The 19,761-nt window shown below is 70.7% G+C and carries 18 protein-coding genes; 2 read left to right on the plus strand and 16 right to left on the minus strand.

Translation table 11 applies throughout. From position 1 onward, the window contains the following. Positions 1-62: 62 nt before the first annotated feature. The 16 genes from aroB to ACIA8F_RS35575 all read right to left on the minus strand — a co-directional run bounded on the left by aroB (position 63) and on the right by ACIA8F_RS35575 (position 17,172). Positions 63-1,127, minus strand: a complete 1,065-nt coding sequence (aroB, locus tag ACIA8F_RS35500) for a 3-dehydroquinate synthase (RefSeq protein ID WP_399385192.1) — start codon at positions 1,125-1,127, stop codon at positions 63-65. 71 nt (positions 1,128-1,198) lie between these two features. Then, positions 1,199-2,386: a chorismate synthase gene (aroC, locus tag ACIA8F_RS35505; RefSeq protein ID WP_399385142.1), complete on the minus strand. Its 1,188-nt coding sequence runs from the start codon at positions 2,384-2,386 to the stop codon at positions 1,199-1,201. A gap of 129 nt (positions 2,387-2,515) precedes the next feature. Continuing rightward, a complete protein-coding gene (locus tag ACIA8F_RS35510) occupies positions 2,516-3,640 on the minus strand; it encodes a prephenate dehydrogenase (RefSeq protein ID WP_399385193.1) in 1,125 nt (374 codons plus the stop codon). Continuing rightward, on the minus strand, positions 3,640-4,017 hold the full coding sequence (gene aroH / locus ACIA8F_RS35515) for a chorismate mutase (RefSeq protein WP_399385143.1): 378 nt from the start codon (positions 4,015-4,017) through the stop codon (positions 3,640-3,642). Before aroH ends, ACIA8F_RS35510 begins: the two co-directional genes overlap by 1 nt. A 48-nt stretch (positions 4,018-4,065) precedes the next feature. Further along, a complete protein-coding gene (locus ACIA8F_RS35520; protein WP_399385145.1) occupies positions 4,066-5,457 on the minus strand; it encodes a class II 3-deoxy-7-phosphoheptulonate synthase in 1,392 nt (463 codons plus the stop codon). A gap of 158 nt (positions 5,458-5,615) precedes the next feature. Beyond that, positions 5,616-6,893, minus strand: coding sequence for a multidrug effflux MFS transporter (locus ACIA8F_RS35525; protein WP_399385146.1), 1,278 nt, complete (start codon positions 6,891-6,893; stop codon positions 5,616-5,618). 30 nt (positions 6,894-6,923) lie between these two features. Next, on the minus strand, positions 6,924-7,571 hold the full coding sequence (locus tag ACIA8F_RS35530; protein ID WP_399385148.1) for an NAD(P)-dependent oxidoreductase: 648 nt from the start codon (positions 7,569-7,571) through the stop codon (positions 6,924-6,926). A gap of 66 nt (positions 7,572-7,637) precedes the next feature. Beyond that, positions 7,638-8,450, minus strand: a complete 813-nt coding sequence (locus ACIA8F_RS35535) for a class II aldolase/adducin family protein (protein ID WP_399385150.1) — start codon at positions 8,448-8,450, stop codon at positions 7,638-7,640. Positions 8,451-8,557: 107 nt separating this feature from the next. Next, on the minus strand, positions 8,558-10,102 hold the full coding sequence (locus ACIA8F_RS35540) for an FAD/NAD(P)-binding protein (protein ID WP_399385152.1): 1,545 nt from the start codon (positions 10,100-10,102) through the stop codon (positions 8,558-8,560). A 188-nt stretch (positions 10,103-10,290) separates the two neighbouring features. Beyond that, complete coding sequence (locus ACIA8F_RS35545) at positions 10,291-11,334, minus strand: hypothetical protein (RefSeq protein WP_399385154.1); 1,044 nt, start codon at positions 11,332-11,334, stop codon at positions 10,291-10,293. A gap of 1 nt (position 11,335) precedes the next feature. Beyond that, positions 11,336-11,833 (minus strand): flavin reductase family protein, encoded by a 498-nt coding sequence (locus tag ACIA8F_RS35550; RefSeq protein WP_266914258.1) that lies wholly within the window; start codon positions 11,831-11,833, stop codon positions 11,336-11,338. Between the two features lie 80 nt (positions 11,834-11,913). Further along, positions 11,914-13,422 carry a 4-hydroxyphenylacetate 3-hydroxylase family protein gene (locus tag ACIA8F_RS35555; protein WP_399385156.1) on the minus strand — a complete coding sequence of 503 codons (1,509 nt, stop codon included), beginning with the start codon at positions 13,420-13,422 and terminating at the stop codon, positions 11,914-11,916. Between the two features lie 359 nt (positions 13,423-13,781). Continuing rightward, positions 13,782-14,060, minus strand: coding sequence for a LysR family transcriptional regulator (locus ACIA8F_RS35560; RefSeq protein WP_399385158.1), 279 nt, complete (start codon positions 14,058-14,060; stop codon positions 13,782-13,784). A gap of 198 nt (positions 14,061-14,258) precedes the next feature. Next, positions 14,259-14,642 carry a hypothetical protein gene (locus ACIA8F_RS35565; RefSeq protein ID WP_399385160.1) on the minus strand — a complete coding sequence of 128 codons (384 nt, stop codon included), beginning with the start codon at positions 14,640-14,642 and terminating at the stop codon, positions 14,259-14,261. Beyond that, positions 14,639-16,252: a class I adenylate-forming enzyme family protein gene (locus ACIA8F_RS35570; RefSeq protein ID WP_399385162.1), complete on the minus strand. Its 1,614-nt coding sequence runs from the start codon at positions 16,250-16,252 to the stop codon at positions 14,639-14,641. The genes ACIA8F_RS35565 and ACIA8F_RS35570 overlap by 4 nt, the downstream gene beginning before the upstream one ends. Positions 16,253-16,476: 224 nt before the next feature. Next, positions 16,477-17,172 (minus strand): ScbR family autoregulator-binding transcription factor, encoded by a 696-nt coding sequence (locus ACIA8F_RS35575; RefSeq protein ID WP_399385164.1) that lies wholly within the window; start codon positions 17,170-17,172, stop codon positions 16,477-16,479. 165 nt (positions 17,173-17,337) lie between these two features. Between ACIA8F_RS35575 and ACIA8F_RS35580 the strand changes: the two genes are divergently transcribed. Together ACIA8F_RS35580 and ACIA8F_RS35585 are read left to right on the plus strand one after the other, a co-directional pair. Continuing rightward, entirely contained in the window at positions 17,338-18,276 is a 939-nt protein-coding gene (locus ACIA8F_RS35580) for a ScbA/BarX family gamma-butyrolactone biosynthesis protein (RefSeq protein ID WP_399385166.1), read from the plus strand. Positions 18,277-18,431: 155 nt separating this feature from the next. Beyond that, positions 18,432-19,694, plus strand: coding sequence for a cytochrome P450 (locus tag ACIA8F_RS35585; RefSeq protein WP_399385167.1), 1,263 nt, complete (start codon positions 18,432-18,434; stop codon positions 19,692-19,694). Positions 19,695-19,761 lie beyond the last annotated feature (67 nt).

Below are 19,761 nucleotides of genomic sequence, written 5' to 3' on the forward strand. Positions count from 1 at the left end.
GTGGCGGACCGCGCGGGCACGGCGGACCGCGCCGGCACGGGCGTAGCGGACGGGGGCGCACTTCACCGGGAGATCCGCTCGTAGGCGGCCCGGAGCAGGGCCTCGTCCGGGGCGGTGAGCAGGGCGGGGCGGGCGATGGCGTCGAGCACGACGAAGCGCAGCCGGTTGCCCCGGGTCTTCTTGTCGATGCCCATCGCGTCGCGCAGCGGGGCCCAGGCTCCGGCGTGGGTGGTGGGCAGGCCGACGGCGGCGAGGAGCCCGCGGTGGCGCTCGGTGTCCGCGGCGGACAGCCGGCCGTCGAGCCGGGCGAGTTCGGCGGCGAAGACCATGCCGGCGGCCACCGCGTGGCCGTGCCGGACCCGGTAGCCGGCGACCCGCTCGATGGCGTGGCCCAGGGTGTGGCCGTAGTTGAGGTGCTCGCGGCGGCCGTCCTCCCGGAAGTCCTCGGTGACGACCTCGGCCTTGACCCGGATGGCGCGCTCGACGAGCTCCCGGGTGTGGACGGCGACGCCGGCCGGGTCCTCCTCGACCAGGCGCAGGATCTCCGGGTCGGCGATGAACCCGGCCTTGACGACCTCGGCGAGGCCGCTGACGTAGTCGGCGTGCGGCAGGGTGTCCAGCAGGTCCAGGTCGCACAGCACCCCGGCGGGCGGGTGGAAGGCCCCGACGAGGTTCTTGCCCTGGGGCAGGTTGACGGCGGTCTTCCCGCCGATGGCGGCGTCGACCATGCCGAGCAGGGTGGTCGGTACCAGGACGAGCCGTACGCCGCGCAGCCAGCCGGCGGCGGCGAACCCGGCGAGGTCGGTGGTGGCCCCGCCGCCGACGGCCACGACGGCGTCGGAGCGGGTGAACCCGGCGTCCGCGAGGGCCCGCCACAGGCCCACCACGACGGTCATGTCCTTGGCGGCTTCGCCCTCGGGCACCTCGAGGGAGACGACGATGCGTCCCTCGTCGGTGAGCTCGCGGGCGATCCGCCGGGCCGTCGGCAGCAGGGTGCGGGAGTGCACGACGGCCACCCGCAGCGGTTCGGAGCCGAGGACGCGGCCGGTCTCACCGGTCAGCCCGTAGCCGACGACGGCCTCGTAGGGCCGTTCACCGCCGACCGGGATCCGGGTGCTCCCCGTCAGCGCCGGCGACTCCGGCGTCGGCGACTCCACCCCCGGCGACTCCAGCGTCGGCGTGTTCAGCGTCGGGGCGCTCACCGGACGGCCAGGTGGTCGAGGTAGCCCCGGTGGTTGCGGGCGGTCTCGGCGACGGAGTCCCCGCCGAACTTCTCCAGCGCGGCGTGCGCGAGGACCAGCGCCGTCATCGCCTCGGCCACGACGGCCGCGGCGGGCACCGCGCAGACGTCGGAGCGCTGGTGGTGGGCGACGGCCGGCTCGCCGGTGGCGACGTCGACGGTGGCCAGGGCGCGCGGCACGGTGGCGATGGGCTTCATCGCGGCCCGCACCCGCAGGGGTTCGCCGGTGGTCATGCCGCCCTCGACCCCGCCGGAGCGGGCGGTGCGGCGGCGGACGGCCCCCTCCTCGTCCCGCTCGATCTCGTCGTGGGCGAGGGAGCCGGGGACCTTGGCGAGGCCGAAGCCGTCGCCGAACTCGACGCCCTTGATGGCCTGGATGCCCATGAGGGCGGCCGCGAGCCGGGAGTCGATGCGCCGGTCGCCGTGGACGTAGCTGCCCAGGCCCGGCGGAAGTCCGTAGACGAGGACCTCGACGACTCCGCCGAGGGTGTCGCCGTTCTCGTGGGCCCGGTCGACCTCGGCGACCATCGCGGCGGAGGCCTGCGGGTCCAGGCAGCGCACCGGGTCGGCGTCGACGCGTTCGGTGTCGCCGGGTCCCGGGACCACTCCCTCGGGGGCACTGGCCGCGCCGAGGGAGACGACGTGGCTGACGACGGTGATCCCGTACGCCTGCTGGAGGAAGGCGCGGGCGACCTCGCCGACGGCGACGCGGGCGGCGGTCTCGCGGGCGCTGGCCCGCTCCAGTACCGGCCGGGCGTCGTCGAACCCGTACTTCTGCATCCCGGCGAGGTCGGCGTGGCCGGGGCGGGGGCGCGAGAGCGGGGCGTTGCGCGCCCGCCCGGCCAGCTCCTCCGGGTCCACGCAGTCGGCGGCCATCACCGTCTCCCACTTGGGCCATTCGGTGTTGCCGACCTGGACCGACACGGGCCCGCCCTGGGTGAGGCCGTGGCGGACGCCGCCGAGGAAGGTCACCTCGTCCCGCTCGAAGGCCATCCGGGCGCCCCGGCCGTGGCCGAGGCGGCGCCGGGCGAGGGAGTCGGCGACGGCCTTGGTGGAGATCTCCACCCCGGCGGGCAGGCCTTCGAGGACGGCGGTGAGGGCGGGGCCGTGCGATTCGCCCGCGGTGAGCCATCGCAAAGTACTCAAGGGTGATCCTCTGTCATGCGGCGTGGTGGGCCGGCGGGGTGGGCGTGCGGACCCGGCCGGTGGGGCGGCCGGGTCCCCGTGGAGGGGGAAGGACGGCGGAACGGGTCGTACGGGATCCGCGGGCCCGGGTCAGACCCCGACGGCCACCGGCGGGGCCTCGATGGGCCCCATCCGCTGGACCCGCCACCCGGCGCCCAACAGGCCCTGGGCCACGGTGACGGCGGTCCCGCGGGCGACCATCAGCTCGACCAGGCCGCTCTCGTCGCCGGGCGAGTGGTCGATGGTCATGTCCTCGATGTTGACGCCGAGTTCGGCGGCGTTCGCGAGGAGCCGGGCGAGTTCGCCGGGCTGGTCCCCGATCAGGACCCGGACCGGCGCGCAGGCGGGCACGGGGTGGCCGTGCTTGCCGGGGATGCGGTCGCGGCCGCTGATGCCGCGGCCGAGCAGGTCGGCCAGGAGCGTGGTGCCCTGGGCGCGTTCGTCGGCGTCGTCGGTGGCGAGGCCCCGCAGGGCGGCCACGGTGACCTGGAGGTCCTCGGCGAGTTCGGTCAGCACGTCGGCGACCGCGGTGGCGTTGGACTCCAGGATGTCGCTCCACAGCCGGGGGTCGCCCCCGGCGATCCGGGTCACGTCGCGCAGCCCCTGCCCGGCGAGGCGGCAGGCGTCCTCCGGGAGGTGCTGGAGGCGGGCGGCCATCAGCGAGGCGACCACGTGCGGGGTGTGCGAGACGCGGGCGACGGCCCGGTCGTGGACGTCGCTGTCCATGACGACGGGCACGGCCCCGCACAGGGAGACCATCATGAGCGCCATGTTGAGCGCTTCGCGGCTGGTGTGGGCCGTGGGGGTCAGCACCCAGGAGCGGCCCTCGAAGAGGGTGGCGCAGGCGGCGAGCGGGCCGGAGCGTTCCCGGCCGGCCATGGGGTGTCCGCCGATGAAGCTGACGGGGTCGGCGCCGGCGGCGAGAACCCCGATCTCCGGCTCGGTCTTGACGCTGGCGACGTCGGTGTACGAGTGGGCCAGGCCCAGTCTCTGCTGGGCGGCGAGCACGGTGCCGACCTGGGCCGGCGGGACGGCCAGTACGGCCAGGTCCACGGTGTTCTTCGGGGCGCCGACGGTGCCGGCGCCGAGCGAGGCGGCGGTGCGGGCGGCCGAGTCGTTCTCGTCGATGAGGTGAACGGCGACCCCGCGGCGGGACAGGGCCAGTGCGATGGAGGTTCCGATGAGGCCCGTACCCACCACCGCGGCGGAGCGGATCATCTGGGATCCCCGGCGGTGACCAAGTCCCGGCGCAGGGCTGCCGCACCGCCCAGGTAGACGTGCTTGATCTGGCGCTTGGTCAGCTCCGTCTCGGCGTACGCGAGGATCCGCACGACCCGGGGCAGGGACCCGGCGATGTCCAGTTCCTGCGCGCACATCATCGGCACGTCGGTCACGCCCAGTTCACGGGCGGCGACCGCCGGGAACTCGCTGACCAGGTCGGGGGTCGCCGTGAAGAACAGGCTGACCAGCTCCTCCTGGTCGAGCCCGTTGGCGGCGAGCATCTCCTGGAACAGCGTTCGGACCCCGTCCAGCAGGTGGCCCCGCTCGTCGACTTCCAGCTGGATGGCACCGCGCAGGGCACGCACGGACATGGGCTTCTCCCTTTGCTTCAGGACGGTACGTCGATCGGTCGCGCGGGATCAGGCGGCGGCCGGTACGGCTTCGCGGCGGGGCTCGCCGGCCGCCTGGCGGTTGCGGTACAGCTCGGCGACCCGGAAGGCCAGGTCGAGCGACTGCTTGCGGTTCAGGCGCGGGTCGCACGCGGACTCGTAGCGCTGTCCGAGGTCGGTGAGCCGGACCTCGGCGCCGCCTCCGACGCATTCGGTGACGTCGTCGCCGGTCAGCTCGATGTGGATGCCGCCGGGGTGGGTGCCGAGCGCGCGGTGGACCTCGAAGAAGCCGGTGACCTCGTCGAGCACGTCGTCGAAGTGCCGGGTCTTGTGGCCGCTGGGCGCCTCGAAGGTGTTGCCGTGCATCGGGTCGCAGATCCACGCGGGGCGCGCGCCCTCGGCGGTGACCTTTCCGATGAGCTCGGGGAGGATCTCGCGGATGTTGCGGGCGCCCATGCGGGTGATGAAGGTGAGGCGGCCGGGCTCGCGCTGCGGGTCCAGCTTGTCGATGAGGCGCAGGGCCTCGTCGGCGGAGGTCGTGGGGCCGAGCTTGACTCCGATGGGGTTCTGCACCGTGGAGGCGAACTCGATGTGGGCGCCGTCGAGCTGGCGGGTGCGCTCGCCGATCCAGATCATGTGGCCGGAGACGTCGTACGGCCGGCCGGTACGGGCGTCGATGCGGGTGAGCGCGGCCTCGTAGTCCAGGAGCAGTGCCTCGTGGCTGGCGAAGATCTCGGAGGAGTGGACGGCGGCCGGGTCGGCGCCGCAGGCGGCGAGGAAGGTGAGCGCGTCGTCGATGTCCCCGGCGAGGCGCTCGTAGCGCTCGCCGACCGGGGAGGCGGCGACGAAGTCGCGGTTCCACTCGTGGACCTGGCGCAGGTCGGCGTAGCCGCCGGTGGTGAAGGCCCGTACGAGGTTCAGGGTGGCGGCGGAGGAGTGGTACATCCGCTTGAGCCGCTCGGGGTCCGGGGTGCGGGACTCGGGCGTGAAGGCGAGGCCGTTGACGGAGTCGCCGCGGTAGACGGGCAGTTCGACGCCGTCACGGATCTCGGTGGGCTTGGAGCGGGGCTTGGAGTACTGCCCGGCGATCCGGCCGATCTTCACCACGGGCACGGAGCTCGCGTAGGTGAGGACGGCGGCCATCTGGAGCAGGGTCTGCACCTTGTCGCGGACCTGGTCGGAGCTGACGGCGTCGAAGGTCTCGGCGCAGTCCCCGCCCTGGAGGACGAAGGCCTCGCCGCGGGCGACGTCGGCGAGCCGGTCGCGCAGCCGGTCGCACTCGCCGGCGAAGACCAGGGGCGGGTAGGAGGCGAGGTCGTCGAGCGCGGAGCGCAGGGCGACGGGGTCGGGGTAGGTCGGCTGCTGGGCGGCGGGCAGCAGCCGCCAGGTGTCGACGGCCGTGGCGTGCGTGGCGAGGGTCATGGTGGCTGTGCCTCGATCGGTTTCGGTGGGAAAAGGGAAGAGGTGTGGGCCTGTCGCCGCCCGGGATGGCGGCCCCGGGTACCGGGGGTCCGTACGGTGGTGCGGCCGTACGGACCCCCGGTGGGCAATCCGTTGCAGGAGCCTGTCTCGCCAGGGGCCTAGACCGGCTCGTGGACCTCGGCGGTCCGGGCCGAAGGCGCCTGGCCCTCGGACGGCTGGGCCTCGGCTTCCTCACCGGCGGCCTTGTGGCCCTTGGTGAGGCCGAAGAAGAGCAGACCGCCGACGCCGAGGACGGCGATGACGATGCCCATCGGCACGGCGCTGTCCTCGCCGGCGAGGCCGACGAGCGGGACCACGGCCGCGCCGATCAGGTGCTGGGACAGGCCCAGCAGCGCGGCGGCCGATCCGGCCACGTCGCCGTGGTCCTGGAGGGCCAGGGCGAAGGAGTTCGGCAGGACGAGGCCGACGCTGGAGACGACCAGGAAGAGCGCGACGAGCAGCGGGGCCAGACCGGCGTCGGTGAGGACGACGGCGAGCAGTCCGAGGCCGCCGACCGCGGAGACGGCCAGACCGGTGGCGAGCAGGGCGCGCGGGCCGGTCCTGTGCACGATGCGACCGCTGACCTGCGCGGCGATGACCAGGCCGAGGGCGTTGACGCCGAAGACGACGCTGTAGCCCTGCGGGGACATCCCGTGGATGGACTGGAGCACGAAGGTCGAGCCGGAGATGTACGCGAACATCGCGGCGAAGGCGAAGCCGCAGGCCAGGTTGTAGCCGACGAACACCCGGTCGCCGAGCAGCCGCCGGAAGATCGGCCCGGTGGCCTTGAGGCCGCCGCTGACGCGCCGTTCGGCGGGGTGCGTCTCGGGCAGGGCGCCGGCGACGCCGATGAGCATCAGGGCGCCGATGATGGCGAGGGCGACGAAGATGCCCTTCCACGAGGTGACGAGCATCAGCTGGCCGCCGAGGATCGGGGCCAGGATCGGCGCGATGCCGGTGATCAGCATCAGCATCGCGAAGAACCGGGCCGCGGCGGGCCCGGTGTGCCGGTCGCGCACGACCGCGGAGGCGATGACGATGCCGGTGGCGCCGCCGAGGCCCTGGAGGGCGCGCAGCCCGACCAGCGTCCAGATGTTGGGGGCGAAGGCGCACAGCAGGGCGGTGACGGCGAACAGCGCCAGACCGGCGATGAGCGGGCGGCGGCGGCCGAGCGCGTCACTGACGGGTCCGGCGATGAGCTGGCCGATGCCGAGGCCGAGCAGGCAGGCGGTGAGGCTGAGCTGGGCTGCCGAGGCGCTCGTGTTCAGGTCCTCCGCGATCTGCGGGAGGCCTGGCATGTAGGCGTCGTTGGCCAGCGGGCCGAGGGCGGTGAGTGCACCGAGGATGATGGCGAACCGGACGATGCCGGCGCTCTTCGGTGTGGCGGATGAAGTCATGTTTCTGATCCCCTCCGGGGGAACGCGGAATCAGTAGGCGACGGTGATGCGGGCCTGGATCGCGTCGCCGCGCTCCAGTTCGTCCACGAAGGCGACCGCGTAGTCCGCGATGCTGATCTGGCTCTTGCCTTCGGCGTCCACCAGCAGCTGCTCACCGCCGACGCGATAGGTCCCGGTGCGCTCACCGGGCTCGATCTGGGCGGCGGGGGAGATGAACGTCCAGTCCAGGGAGCCGGCCTGACGGTAGAGGGCGAGCGCCTCGCTCTGGGCGAGTGCGTTCTGCTTCCACATGGCCGGGAAGTGCGGGTTGTCGATGACCTTGACGCCCGGGGAGACCTCCAGGCTGCCGGCGCCGCCGAGGACCACGACACGGCGTACGCCGCTGCGGGTGAGGCCCTCGATGAGTGCGTTGGCCGCACCGACGATGATCTTGTGGTCGTCGTCGACGCCGATCTTGGGGCCGACGGCCGAGGCCACGGCGTCGTAGCCCTGCGCGGACAGTTCGGCCACGGTGTCGGCGTTGGTGGCGTCGCCGGCGATCACCTTGAGGCCTTCGTGGCTGGTGCCCGCGATCTCGCCGGTGCGGGTCACGCCGGTGACGGCGTGGCCGCGGGAGAGCAGTTCGCCGGCAATGGCGCTGCCGATGTGTCCGCTGGCTCCGAAAAGCAGGATGTTCATGGTGGTGCCTCTTCTTCCTCGGTGATTCTTCGGGGGTGGTACCGGACGAGGAGACGTGCGCGAGGGCTAGTCCTCTTCGAGGAAGTCGGGCTGCTCGCGGATGATCTCGTCCCAGAGCAGCTGGAAGCTGAACCAGCCCAGCTGCTCGTTGCCGAAGCCGTCCCCAGCGGCGACGGCCTGCTCATGGGTGAAGCTCTTGGGCGTGCCCGCCGCCCGGGCGAGCAGCTGCACCTGGGCGCAGCTGTCGTAGGTGAAGAACCAGTGCACGGCCTCGTCGAGCGATCCGCCGACGGTTATCAGGCCGTGGTGGCGCAGGAGGATCGCGCGGTTGTCGCCCAGCTTCTCCGCGATGTCTCGGCCGAGTTCGGCCGAGACCGAGGGGCCCTCGTACTCTTCGTAGAGGACCTGGCGGTTGTAGAAGGCGGCGGACTCCTGGTCGATGGGGTCCAGCAGGCGGCCCAGGGCTCCCAGCGCGCGGGAGTGCGCGGTGTGGCCGTGGGCGGCCGCGGTGGCGCCCGGCGCCAGCTCGTGGATGGCCGAGTGGATGACGAACGCACTGGGGTTGACCCGGTGCCTGCCCTCGACGACGGTGCCCGCCGAGTCCACGCAGATGAGGTCGGCGACGCGGACCAGGTTGAAGGAGACGCCGAAGGGGTTCACCCAGAAGCGGTCCTCGTGCTCCGGGTCGCGGACCGAGATGTGGCCCGAGATGCCCTCACCGAAGCCGTACTTGCCGAACAGCCGCAGCGCGGCGGCGAGCCGCTGCTTGCGGTGACGGCGCGTCTCCTCGTGGGTGGCGAAGACCGGCTCGCTGGGGATCGGCAGGCCGGTGTGCGTGTCCGCCAGGTAGGCGGGCCGGTCGGTCTCGGTGACGCTCATGCTCGGGGGTCCTCATCTCCGGAATCTCCGGGTCGTCTTCCGGTGTCGGTACGGGTGCTGGTGCGGGCGGCGGCCCGGCCGGGAGCGGGGTGGTCCCCCGCTCGCGGCTAGACCGTGAGCAGGACGTCCTCGTTCTCCTGGGTCGCGGCCGTGACGGTCTCGGCGTGCTGCAGGATCGCGCCGACGATGTCCTGGCTGCGGTCGACCAGGGAGGGGATCCCGAAGGTGAAGAAGAGCGAGCCGGCGGCGATGTTGCCGAGCCCGTAGAGGCGCGGGTCGGGCCGGCCGTTGGTGGTCAGCTGGCTGGTCGGGCGCGCTATGTGCAGGCCGCCGTGCGGGTGGCGGCTGGCGACGCGGCTGCGCATCAGTGAGGTGACCAGGGGCGCGGCGCTGGTGGGGATGCGCCCCTCGGAGGCGTTGACCGCGCTGATGACGCGGTCCGCCCGGAAGTCGTGTCCCTCGGCGGTGACGACGTCGAAGCCGGCCTCGGGGTGGGGGGTGATGTTCTGCAGGCCGGCGACGATCTCCAGCTTGTCCGCCTCGACGAGGTCGAGGAGGACTCCGGCGCTGCCGGGCGGCATGGGGCAGCACAGGCTCATGATCGTGCGGTAGTGGGCGCGCAGCAGCTGGACCTTGTCCTGTTCGCGGAGCATCGGCCAGACGTCGGGGCCGGTCTCGGGGACGGCGCGCTGCAGGATGCGCAGGCCCATGTGCGGGGAGTCGACCTCTTCGATCTGCCGGCGCAGCCGCTCGACCGGGTCCTCCAGGTCGACCCGGATGATCTCCGAGACCACCGCGTCGAGGTCGGCGCCCACATCGCGGAACTCGGCCCGCATGATCGTGGCGATGTCCTCGAGGGTGACCTCGGGGTGGATCGCGGCCAGCTCCTCCATCCGGTGCGGGGTGAAGTGCCGCAGCTCGAAGGGGACCGCCTTCTGCCGTACGCCGGGCAGGACCCCGCGCCGGGACAGCAGGCTGATCTTGCCCTGGTGTCCCTGGGCGGCCAGCGACAGGATGATGTCGATGGCGGTCAGGCCGCTGCCGATGATCGCGACGTGCTCCCGCTCGCCGACGTCCGCCAGCTTGTTGACGATCGGGTACGGGTCCCCGACGAAGCCGGGGGTGTCGCCGAGTCCGTAGACGTCCTTGGGGCTGTCGCCGCCGACGCAAAGGATGGCGTAGTCGAAGGCGCGGGCGCGGCCGTTGCCGGTGCGCAGCAGCACGCGGTTGGCGGCGCGGCTCGCGGAGGTGACGCCCTCGCCGACGAGGTCGACCCGCCAGCCCTGGCGGCGCAGTTCGCCGAGCGCGGCGTAGGCCGTCTGCTCCAGGTACTCGCCGTACACGGTGCGGGGCGCGAAGCGGCTCCCGGACCAGCGGTCGACTCCGGTGCGGACCCCTATGACCTTGTCCCGCGTCTCCAGCCAGTTCTCGAAGTGCTGGAGGTCGCCGGCGCGCACGGACATGTCGTCGGGGGTCGCGTTGACCTTGAGGGTCTCGGTGTCGACCTGGTAGGCACGCCCGCGCCACAGGTGCGGCGACGGTTCGAAGACCGTGAGGCTGCCCGGTTCGCTTTGTGTTCGCGACAACGCGTCGATCAAGCAGACTGCAGCCGCGCCTCCTCCGACGATACCGATCGAGAATCCACGGGACATGTGTCAGTCACCTATCAATTCGTGGAAGGCGCGGGGTCGTCGTGCGCCGGCCTTGCTGTCCGCGATCACGCTGGCCCTTTCCTCGCCTACTCCGGGGATTCAGTGGGAGCCGCCGGCCGCCCCCGGTGCGGCGGGGGCGGGCCGGTCGGCCAGTGGTTGTGTGTCTCTGCGGCCGTGGTCCGTGCGACTCAGGCGGCGGAGTTCTTGAAGTTCTTCATCGAGACGGTGTAGTCACCGCGGTTGGCGCGGTAGTCGATGCAGTACTCCTGCGGGTACCAGCCGGCGATCTGCCACTGCTGCGGCTGCTTGATGGACCAGCAGCGGCTCGGGTTGACCCCGGTGGCGATGCCCTCGAACCAGGCCTTCGTGATCATCGGCTCAAGGAAGTTGATCTTGGCGTCGTAGGCGCCGTAGATGAAGGTCTGGGTGAAGGCGGTGGAGTGCCATTCGGGCGAGTTCATGTCGACCAGGTGGTTGCCCATGGCCGCCTCGGCCACGTTGTTGTTCACGTAGTCCGCCGGCAGGTACTGCGGGGGGATCGGCTTGATCGCCGTCGCGTAGTCGTCGCAGTTGATGGCCAGGCCGCAGGGGCCGCTGCGGATCGCGTCGCGCTCCGCCTTGGACTGCGTGTAGAAGTGGAAGTCGAAGTGCGGGGTGTCGTAGATGTGCTCCGGCCCGTGGCCCATCGGGTTGTAGTTCAACAGGGCCCACTTGAGCGGCATCCCGGGCAGCGCGGTCAGCTGCGAGGGCAGCTCCAGCGGCCGCTCGTGGCCGCCGACGCACTCGGTGTGCTCGTTGACCGCGCCGTTGCCGTCCATGTCGAAGCAGTGGTGGCCGTCGGTCATGGTGGTCGGCAGGCCGGTCAGCGTGTTCTTGGGGAAGACGAAGCCGACGGTCTTCGGGGTGGTGCCGGTGATCTGCGCGTACGTGCGCACGGTGCCGTTGCCCAGCGCGCTCGGGGCGCCGTACGAGGCACAGGGCCCTGCGTAGGACAGCGTCTCCTGGAGCAGGACCTGCGAGGCCCACTGCGCGACATTGACGGTGCGCTCGCGGGTCGGGGCGTCCCGCGTCACCAGGCAGACGGTCACCGAGCCGGACGTACGCGCCGCGGCCTCCGCGGTGGAGTCCGTGGCCTGGGCCGGGTCACCGGGCAGGATCAGCAGGGTCAGGGCCGATATGGCCAGGGCCGCTCCGAGGAACACCCGCCAGCTCAACAGCTTCTTCGCGCGCACTTCACACCTGTTCCAATTCGAATCTGTGGAATCCGCCCTGAAGGAAGATCAGGGGGGTCTGGGTCTCGCGGGCACCCATGGCGACGACTTCTCCGATGACCATCACGTGGTCACCCGCCACCACGTGGTCGCGCAGGCTGCACTCCATCCAGGCGGCCGCGTCGAACAGCAGCGTCCCGGTGGCCTCGCCCGGCGCTCCCGCCACCTCGGTCAGCGCCTGGTCGCGCTCGGGCCGCCGGCGCGCGAACGCGCGGGCCGTGGACTCGCCCTCGGCGCCGAGGATCGAGATCCCGACGACACCGGTCCGCAGCAGCTCGGCGAAGAACTCCGAGTCGTGACGGAAGCTCAGGGACACCAGCGGCGGTTCCAGGGAGACGGAGGTGAGCGAGTTGACGGTGATCGCGTTGTGGGTGCGCACACCGTCCTGGTCGGTGTAGGTGCTGACGACGCAGACCCCGGTGGCGAAGGAACGCATCACATCGCGCAGGTCGTGGTTCATGGCCGGGCCTCTCTGCTGGGCGCGGACGGGTGCGCGCGGCGCTTCGGCCGCGGGCACCCGTCCGTACGCGGGCTTGACGGTCAGTTGTCCTGGGCCCAGCGGCCGCGGGTCCAGCCGTCGAGGTCGTAGTCGTCCAGGGCCCGCTGGACGAGGTCGCCGTAGTTGTCGAGCAGACCGGCGCCGCGCGACCAGTTCAGGGTGTCGAGGCGCACCTGGTCGGGACCGCCGGCGTAGTTGAGCTCGTACAGCTCGTGGCGGGCGCCGAACTCGGTGCCGATCGCGTCCCAGGCCAGCTTGAAGAGCTTGGTGCGCTCCTCGGCCGTGGCGCCGGTGCCGCGGTAGTAGCGGTCGAGCAGCGGACGCAGCTCGGGGTTCTGCAGGTCCTTGGCGCTGGACGGGGTCATCAGCAGCGCGCCCGCGAGGTGCTCCTCGAAGAAGCGGTGCGTGCGCTCCCAGCTGAGCGGGGCGAGCGCCCGGTAGCCGGCCGAGTAGTCCATGCGCGGCAGGACGGTGCCGGCGGGGCCGGCCTCCGGGTCCAGGGCCATGGCGGTGGTGACGGCCCAGGTCTGGTGGCGCCAGGCGAGCAGCTCGCCGAGGCCGGCCTGGACGCCGCGGAAGCCGTCGGTGCCGTTGATGCGGGTGCCCCGGTCGAGGACGCCCGCCATGAACTCGAGCTTGACCGACATGCGGATGGCGCCCTGGAAGAAGCCGCGGGAGAGCAGGCCGGAGCGCGGGAAGTACTGGTGGATCTTCTCGGTGTCCCGGTAGATCAGGACGTTCTCCCACGGGATGAAGGCCTTGTCGAAGACCAGCACCGCGTCGTTCTCGTCGAACCGGCTGGAGAGCGGGTTGTCGAAGGGGCTGGAGGCCTTGGCCTCGTACGGGGTGCGGCAGACGACCTTCATGCCGGGGGTGTTCAGCGGGGCCAGGAAGGCCAGCGCCATGTCCTCGGCCTTGCCCTTTTCGAGGTTGGCCAGGTGGATCTGGCCGACGAAGGCGACGTTGCTGAGCGCCGAGGCGGTGGCCATGAGCTTGGCGCCCTCGACGACGATGCCGTCCTCGCGCTCCTCGACGACCTTGAGGTAGACGTCGCGGATCTCGTGCGCCGGCTTGTTGCGGTCGACCGGCGGGTTGACGATCGCGTGGCTGATCGAGAGGCCCTGGCGGGCGTACTTCTCGTACCAGGCGCGGGCGTTGTCGCCGAAGGGCTCGTAGAAGTCGTGGGTGACGGCCAGGCCGGCCATGAACGACGCCTTGTAGTCGGGCGTGCGGTTCATGAAGCCGTAGCTCAGGCGGGCCCAGTGCTCGATGGCGTCGCGGGCCTTGATGAGGTCCTCGCCCGAGTGCGCCGGGGTGAAGAAGCGGTGGACGCGGTACCCCGTGTACCGGTCGACCGTCGTCATCAGGTCCTTGGTGTCCGGGTGGTGGAGCGCGTCGTAGAGGTGCGCGGTCGACCGCGCGGCCATGGCGAAGGCCGGGTGCGTCGTCACGTCCTTGACGAGCTCGCCGTTCACGAAGACCTGACGGCCGTCACGCAGGCTCTCCAGGTAGGAGTCGCCCGTCATGAGGTCGTTCGGAGCCTCATCCACTATCGGGACCTGACCCATTTTGATGTCCTCTCCAGGGGTAATACACGCGACCGCTGCCGGGCGCACAGTTCGATTGATCCGAGCGTAGGCTCGGCCGCCGATCGGCTCTTGCGGGGCTGCGCACGGACAATTGCCCATCTACGCCAACCCTGGCGCCATCACAATCAGGGGGGTATGTCAACGACGAGGCGAAGAAGCCTGGTTGACCTCACAGAGAAGAGCCGGTCGCGCTTCTCAATATGACGGAATCATGAATTCCGAATGCCCTGAAATAACGTTGGCCCGGCCTTGATCCATATCATTCGGATACACAGCCGGGCCAAAATGAAAAGAATTGCAAAAAGCTGTCCGGCGGCTGGTCAGGCGGCGGGACGGGCCTGACCGGCGGAGGCCGCGTCGATACAGGCGGCCTCGGCTATCAGGATGATCTTCTCTGCGTGCGGCAGCAGCCGCATGCCCGCCTCGGTGAGCTGGACCCGGCCGCCGGCGCGATGGAACAGCGCGGCTCCGATGTAGTCCTCGAGGTTCTTGATGTGGGCGGTGACGCTGGGCTGCGAGTAGTGGAGGTTGCGAGCGGCACGAGTAAAGCTCATCTCGGCGGCTACTTCGCGGAACGAGCGTAACTGCTGGAACTGCACGGCAGGGGCTCCCTTCTGCGAGGCTCCAGAGCCTCGGAGGGTAGGAACATACCACGGTGCAGGTATAACTGCAGTACGAGGATTCGCCGTTCACCTTCTCGTACGACTGCGGACATACCTGTGGCCATGCCCGCAGGGAGGGCATGGCCACAGGTCAGCCGCTGCTTCGTGGTTGACAGCGGGTTGGGCGGAGTGGACTTAGTCGGACATCTCCATCGGTGAGAGGAGGTCCCGGGCGATCTGCGGGAGCAGACGGTCGATGAGGAGCCCCGTGCGCGCGGATCCGTCGGCCGCGCGCGGGATCGCGTCGACGGCCACGGCGTGCGAGAGCACCCACGGCATGCGCCGCTCACAGGCGGCCAGCGCGGCCTGGCGTCCGCCGGCCTCCTGGTCCTCTTCCAGGAGCGGTACGAAGGCCACCACCAGCGTCTCGCCCACCTCGGGCAGCCGGGTGCGCATCACCGCGATGTCCTGGACGCAGGGCAGGTCGAGGAGTTCGAGTTCGAGCGCGAAGAAGGCCGTCTCGAAGTCCTCCACCAGCACCTCGTCGTACTGCCGGTCGTCGAAGGAGGGCAGGTTCACGCGGACATCTCCTGTTGCATCGACTGCTCAAGCTGCAGGTTCAGGGTGATGATGGGCAGGACCGCGTCGAGGAGGTCCCCGGTGCGGATGCGGCCCGTCGGGCTGTACGGGATGGTGTCGACGGCGATGACGTGCGCGGGCAGCGACGGCACCCGGCGGGCGCAGGCCGCGCTGAGCGCCTGGTAGCCGGTGGCCTCGCGGCCGACCGCCACGGCGATGAAGGGCACCACGATCGCGTCGCCCAGCACCGCGCTGCTGACCCGCATGACGGCGGTGTCGCGCAGGCAGGGCAGGTTGAGCAGGTCCGATTCCAGCCGGAACAGCTCGGTGTCGACCGCCGAATCGCGGACCACCACGGGCACCTCGGTGACCCGCCCGGTGACCAGCAGCCGGCCGGTCTCGTCCACGTACCCGGACTCGTCGGTGACGAGGAAGCGCTCCGTGCCCCAGCCGAGGTCCAGCTCGGCGACCTGGGTCTCGCCGTCCAGGTAGCCGTCCATGACCTGGTGTCCCGCGAAGGCCAGGCGGCCGCTCTCGCCCTGCTGCACCGGCTGCCCGTCCTCGCCGAGGACGGCGACGGTGGTGCCGAGCGTGGTGTGGCCCGAGCGCGGCGGCGAGACCAGCAGCTCCTCCGGGCCCATGACCGCGGTCAGCCCCGTCTCCGCGCTGCCGAGCGCGGTGTGCAGCACCGGGCCGAGCCGCTCCCAGGCGGTGTTGACGGTCCATCGGCCCAGGTGGGCGCCGGGGGTGAGGAGGAAGCGCAGGTGGCGGGTGCGCGGCGAGGGCTCGGCGTTCTCCGGCAGTCCGAGCACACCGTGCAGGGTGGAGGGGGTGATCACGCCGGTGCTGACGCGCTCGGCGACGAGCAGGGAGGCCAGGGTGTCCGGGCCGGCTCCGTCCGCGAGGACGACGGTGGCGCCGATGCCGAGCATGGTGCGGGCCAGCGCGAGGGCGGTGGGCTCGGTCGGCGGGGCCGAGGCCAGGTGGACGTCGTCCCGGTTGAGCCCGAACTCGTCGACGAGGTCGACCAGGTGGCGGCCCTCGGAGGGCGTGCGGCGCACGGCGATCCGGGAGGGACCCTCGCTGCGGGCACCGACCGCGAAGGACTCGTACGGCCGGGGCGCGGGCAGGGTGCGCAGGGGTTCGGCCGAGGTCAGCAGGTCGAAGTTGAGCGCCTGGTGCCTGCCGGGTGCGGCCGGGGCGCCGGGAGCCGTGATCCCGTCCAGCAGGACGTGCACGGCCTGCGGGCCGCTGGGCCACACGAGCTGGTCGAGGGTGGCGCGGTGCTCCGAGGTCACGAAGACCACCGACGGCTCCAGCCAGGAGAGCACCTGGCCCAGATCGTCCGTGCCGCTCTGCGGGTCGAGACCGGTGCAGGAGACGCCGAGGGTGGCGCAGGCGCTCATCGCCACGGTGAGCTGCCAGCTGTTCCCGGCGAGGAAGACCGCCCGGACCGCGCCCTCGGCGGGCAGGTGTTCGGCGAGTCCGGCCGCCGTCCGCTCCACGGTGTCGGCGAACTGGCCCCAGGTCAGCCGTACCTGGCCGTCGACCAAGGCATCCCGCGTCACGCCGCCCGCCGCGTGACGGCGGATGTCATCGAGCTTGATCATGTGGCTTCTCCGTGGTCGGTCAAGAGAGCCTCGTGTGTGACTCGAGGCCTCATCCATGGAAACAAACCTGCATGAAGGTAGGCAACCGTCATCGGAAGATCTGATGTGGTCGTCCCAAGCCCCGAACCAGGTGCGAAAACACCTCCGCCGGGCGTCGAGGACGCCCGGCGGAGGTGAAGGGGGCAGGACGGTCGCCGCGAAGGGCGGACCGGCGGCCGGAGGTACTAGTCCTGGAGCTCGGCCGTCTCGTCGGCTTCGGTCTCCGCCCGCTGCCGCAGGTGCTTCTCCAGGTCGGCCACGACCCGCTCGGCACGGCCCGGGGCCATGTCCAGTTCGGCCAGTACCGTCGGCAGGGCGATGATCGGCATGATGTGCCTGAGCAGCACGGACACCCGTACTTCCAGGTCCTCCCAGTCGGTCAGGACCTCCGAGAGCACCTGCACTCCGGTGAAGGCTCCGACGAAGAGGTTGGCGACCGCGTCCAGGTCCACGTGGGCGTGGAGTTCACCGCATTCCCGGGCCAGCCCGAGCGCGAAACGGTTGTGCTCGATCCAGTCCTGGTACGGCCGCAAGCGGTCCGCGTGGTGGCTTCCCCGCTCCAGCGAGAGCCTCAGGCTGCCCTGCACGATCGGATCACTGCGGATCTGAACGGCGAAGAGCATGCCCTTGTCGATCAGCTCCTGGAGCCGGGTGCTCCGCGGCACGAGCGGGAAGCCCAGCGTGTCGATCTGGCTCGCCAGAACGGCCTGGGCCAGCTCTTCCTTGCCCTTGAAGTAGTAGTAGAACGCACCCTTGGTGAGGCCGAGCCGCTGGTACACGTCCGCGATCGTGGCCCCGTTGAAGCCCTTCTCCGCGAACACGGCGCCGGCCGCCTCGACGATGAGCTGCCGGGTGCGCCGAGAAGCCTCCCTCTGAGACACCCTCGCTCCTTCCACGCTGCTGGCGGCCAATCCTGCACCTCCTCGGGGGTACGAGCATGTCACCGAAAACAGCCGTTGCAAATTATACCAGCCAGCACGTATCTTGCGGCGACCGGGACATACCATCAGCGGCTCAAACCTGCCTGGAGCCCCGAGGGGGAGTTCATGTTAATCACGCCATTTCAGACCGCAAACACCCAAAGACCGTCGGTCGGGGTCTCAGATACAAGGCCTCCGGCCGTACCGAGCTGGCTTGTGCACCGCCCGGACACCTCCGAGGTGTTCCTCTCCGACTGGGAACGGACCGGTACCGACCGGTTCGTTGTGTCCCTGCGTTGGCCGGAAAACCATCCTTTTCATACCGCGCTGCACGGTTTTCGTTCGCCGGTCGTGATCGCGGAGGCCATCCGCCAGACGGGGATCCTGCTCGCGCACGCCGAGTACGGCGTCCCGCTCGGGCACCGGTTCCTCATGTCCGACATCCACTACCGGATCGATCCCGAACTGCTCGGATCGGACGGCGACTCCCTCGCGCACATCGACGTGACCTGCACGAGCATCAAGCGCAGGGGCGATCGGCTGTCCAGCATGATCTGCCACATGACCGTGATCCGGGACGGCCAGGTCATCGCCACCGGCGGCGGCAGTCTCGCGTGCACCTCCCCCGGCGCCTACCGCCGGATGCGGGGCGAGCACGCGGACGCCCGCCCGCTCCTGCCCGTACCGGAGCCCGTGCACCCCGCCCTCGTACTGCGCACCGACCCCGCGCACGTCCTGCTGGCCCCCACCAGGGACCCCCGGTGCTGGACGCTGCGGCCGCACACCACGAGCAGGACGCTGTTCGCATACGAGAACGACCACGTCCCGGGCATGGCCCTGCTGGAAGCCTCCCACCAGGCCGCCTTCGCGGTCGCCGGCACGACCCGGATGTACCCGACCGCGCTTCGACTGATCTTCGACCGGTACGCGGAGTTCAACTCCCCCTGTCTGGTGCAGGCACAGCCGGTCACCCGGAGCCTCGACAACACCCTCTCCCTGAAGGTCACCGGCCACCAGGGCGGCCGACGCGTCTTCCTCGCCGCGCTCGAGGCAATTCCCGTTTAGGACCGGTCTCCTCCCATTCCAGTGAATCGGGAGCAGATTCCTCGTGATCCACTGTGCGAGACACCCACGCTCGAAGTGGCGGGAACTCCGTCGGCGTGCCAGCCTGTGACGTCACCCGACTCACCGTCACCAGCATGTGTAGGGGGGATACTTCTGTGAGCAGGCAGTGCCCGTTCGTCATCGATCCGCTAGGCCAGGACATTCACGGAGAGATCAAGGAAATACGCTCCCTCGGGCGCGCGGTCGAAATCGTGCTCCCCGGCGGTGTGCAGGCGTGGTCCGTCACGGACTACGCACTCGTGAAGCGCCTGCTCACCGATCCGCGGGTGTCGAAGGACGCCTACCGGCACTGGCCGGCCTGGATCAGCGGAGAAGTCGACCAGGAGTGGCCGCTGGCCATTTGGGTCTCGGTACAGAACATGGTCACCGCCTACGGCGACGAGCACACGCGCCTGCGCAAGCCGGTGGCGGGGGAGTTCACCATGCGCCGGGTGGCCGCCCTGCGGCCCCGGGTCGAGGAGATCGCCGCCGGATTGCTGGACCGCCTGGAACAACTCCCGGCGGGACCTTCCGTGGACCTCCGCAAGGAATTCGCCCACGTACTTCCGCACGCGGTCGTCTGCGAACTCTTCGGAATTCCGCATTCCGCACGCGACCCGCTCCAGAAGATCATCGACAGTTTCTTCGCCACCTCGATCACCCCCGAGGACGCCATGGCCAATGGCACAGCCATGTACGAGATCCTGAACGAGGTCGTCGCGCACAAGAGGGAGAACCCTGCCGACGACCTGACCTCGGGACTCGTCGCCGCACGCGACTCGGGCGCGGCGGACATGAGCGAGAAGGAACTGCTCGACAACCTCATCCTCCTCTTCACCGCCGGGTACGAGACGACGGTGAACCTCATCGACAACGCGGTCGTCTCCCTGCTCACCCACCCCGAGCAGCTCGAACTCGTACGGGCCGGCAAGGCCTCGTGGGAGGACGTGATCGACGAGTCCCTGCGCGTGGACCCGCCCGGCGCGCACAGCATCCTGCGCTACGCCGTCGAGGACATCGAGATCGACGACGACGTGCGGATCCCGCAGGGCGACCCGATCGTCATCTGCTTCGCCGGGGCGGGCCGCGACCCGCTCCACCACGGCGACGGGGCGGACCTCTTCGACATCACCCGCGACACCCGCGCCGACCACGTCTCCTTCGGGTACGGGGCCCACCACTGCCTCGGCGTGAACCTGGCCCGGATGGAGGTCGCCATCGCGCTGTCGGCGCTCTTCGAGCGGTTCCCCGACATCTCCCTGGCCGTGCCCGGCTCCGAGCTCCGGCCGAAGTTCTCGTTCGTCTCGAACGGCCACCGGACGGTTCCCGTGATCCTCGGCCCCTCCAGCCCTCGCCAAGGGGCTGTTTCCGGCCAATAGTGCCGGAGCGATCCCTCTTTGAAGACTCCACCGGACCGCGGCAGACAGAAGACTCACCATGACGGAA

The organism is Streptomyces sp. NPDC051563, from assembly GCF_044454225.1.
Taxonomy (GTDB): Bacteria; Actinomycetota; Actinomycetes; order Streptomycetales; family Streptomycetaceae; genus Streptomyces.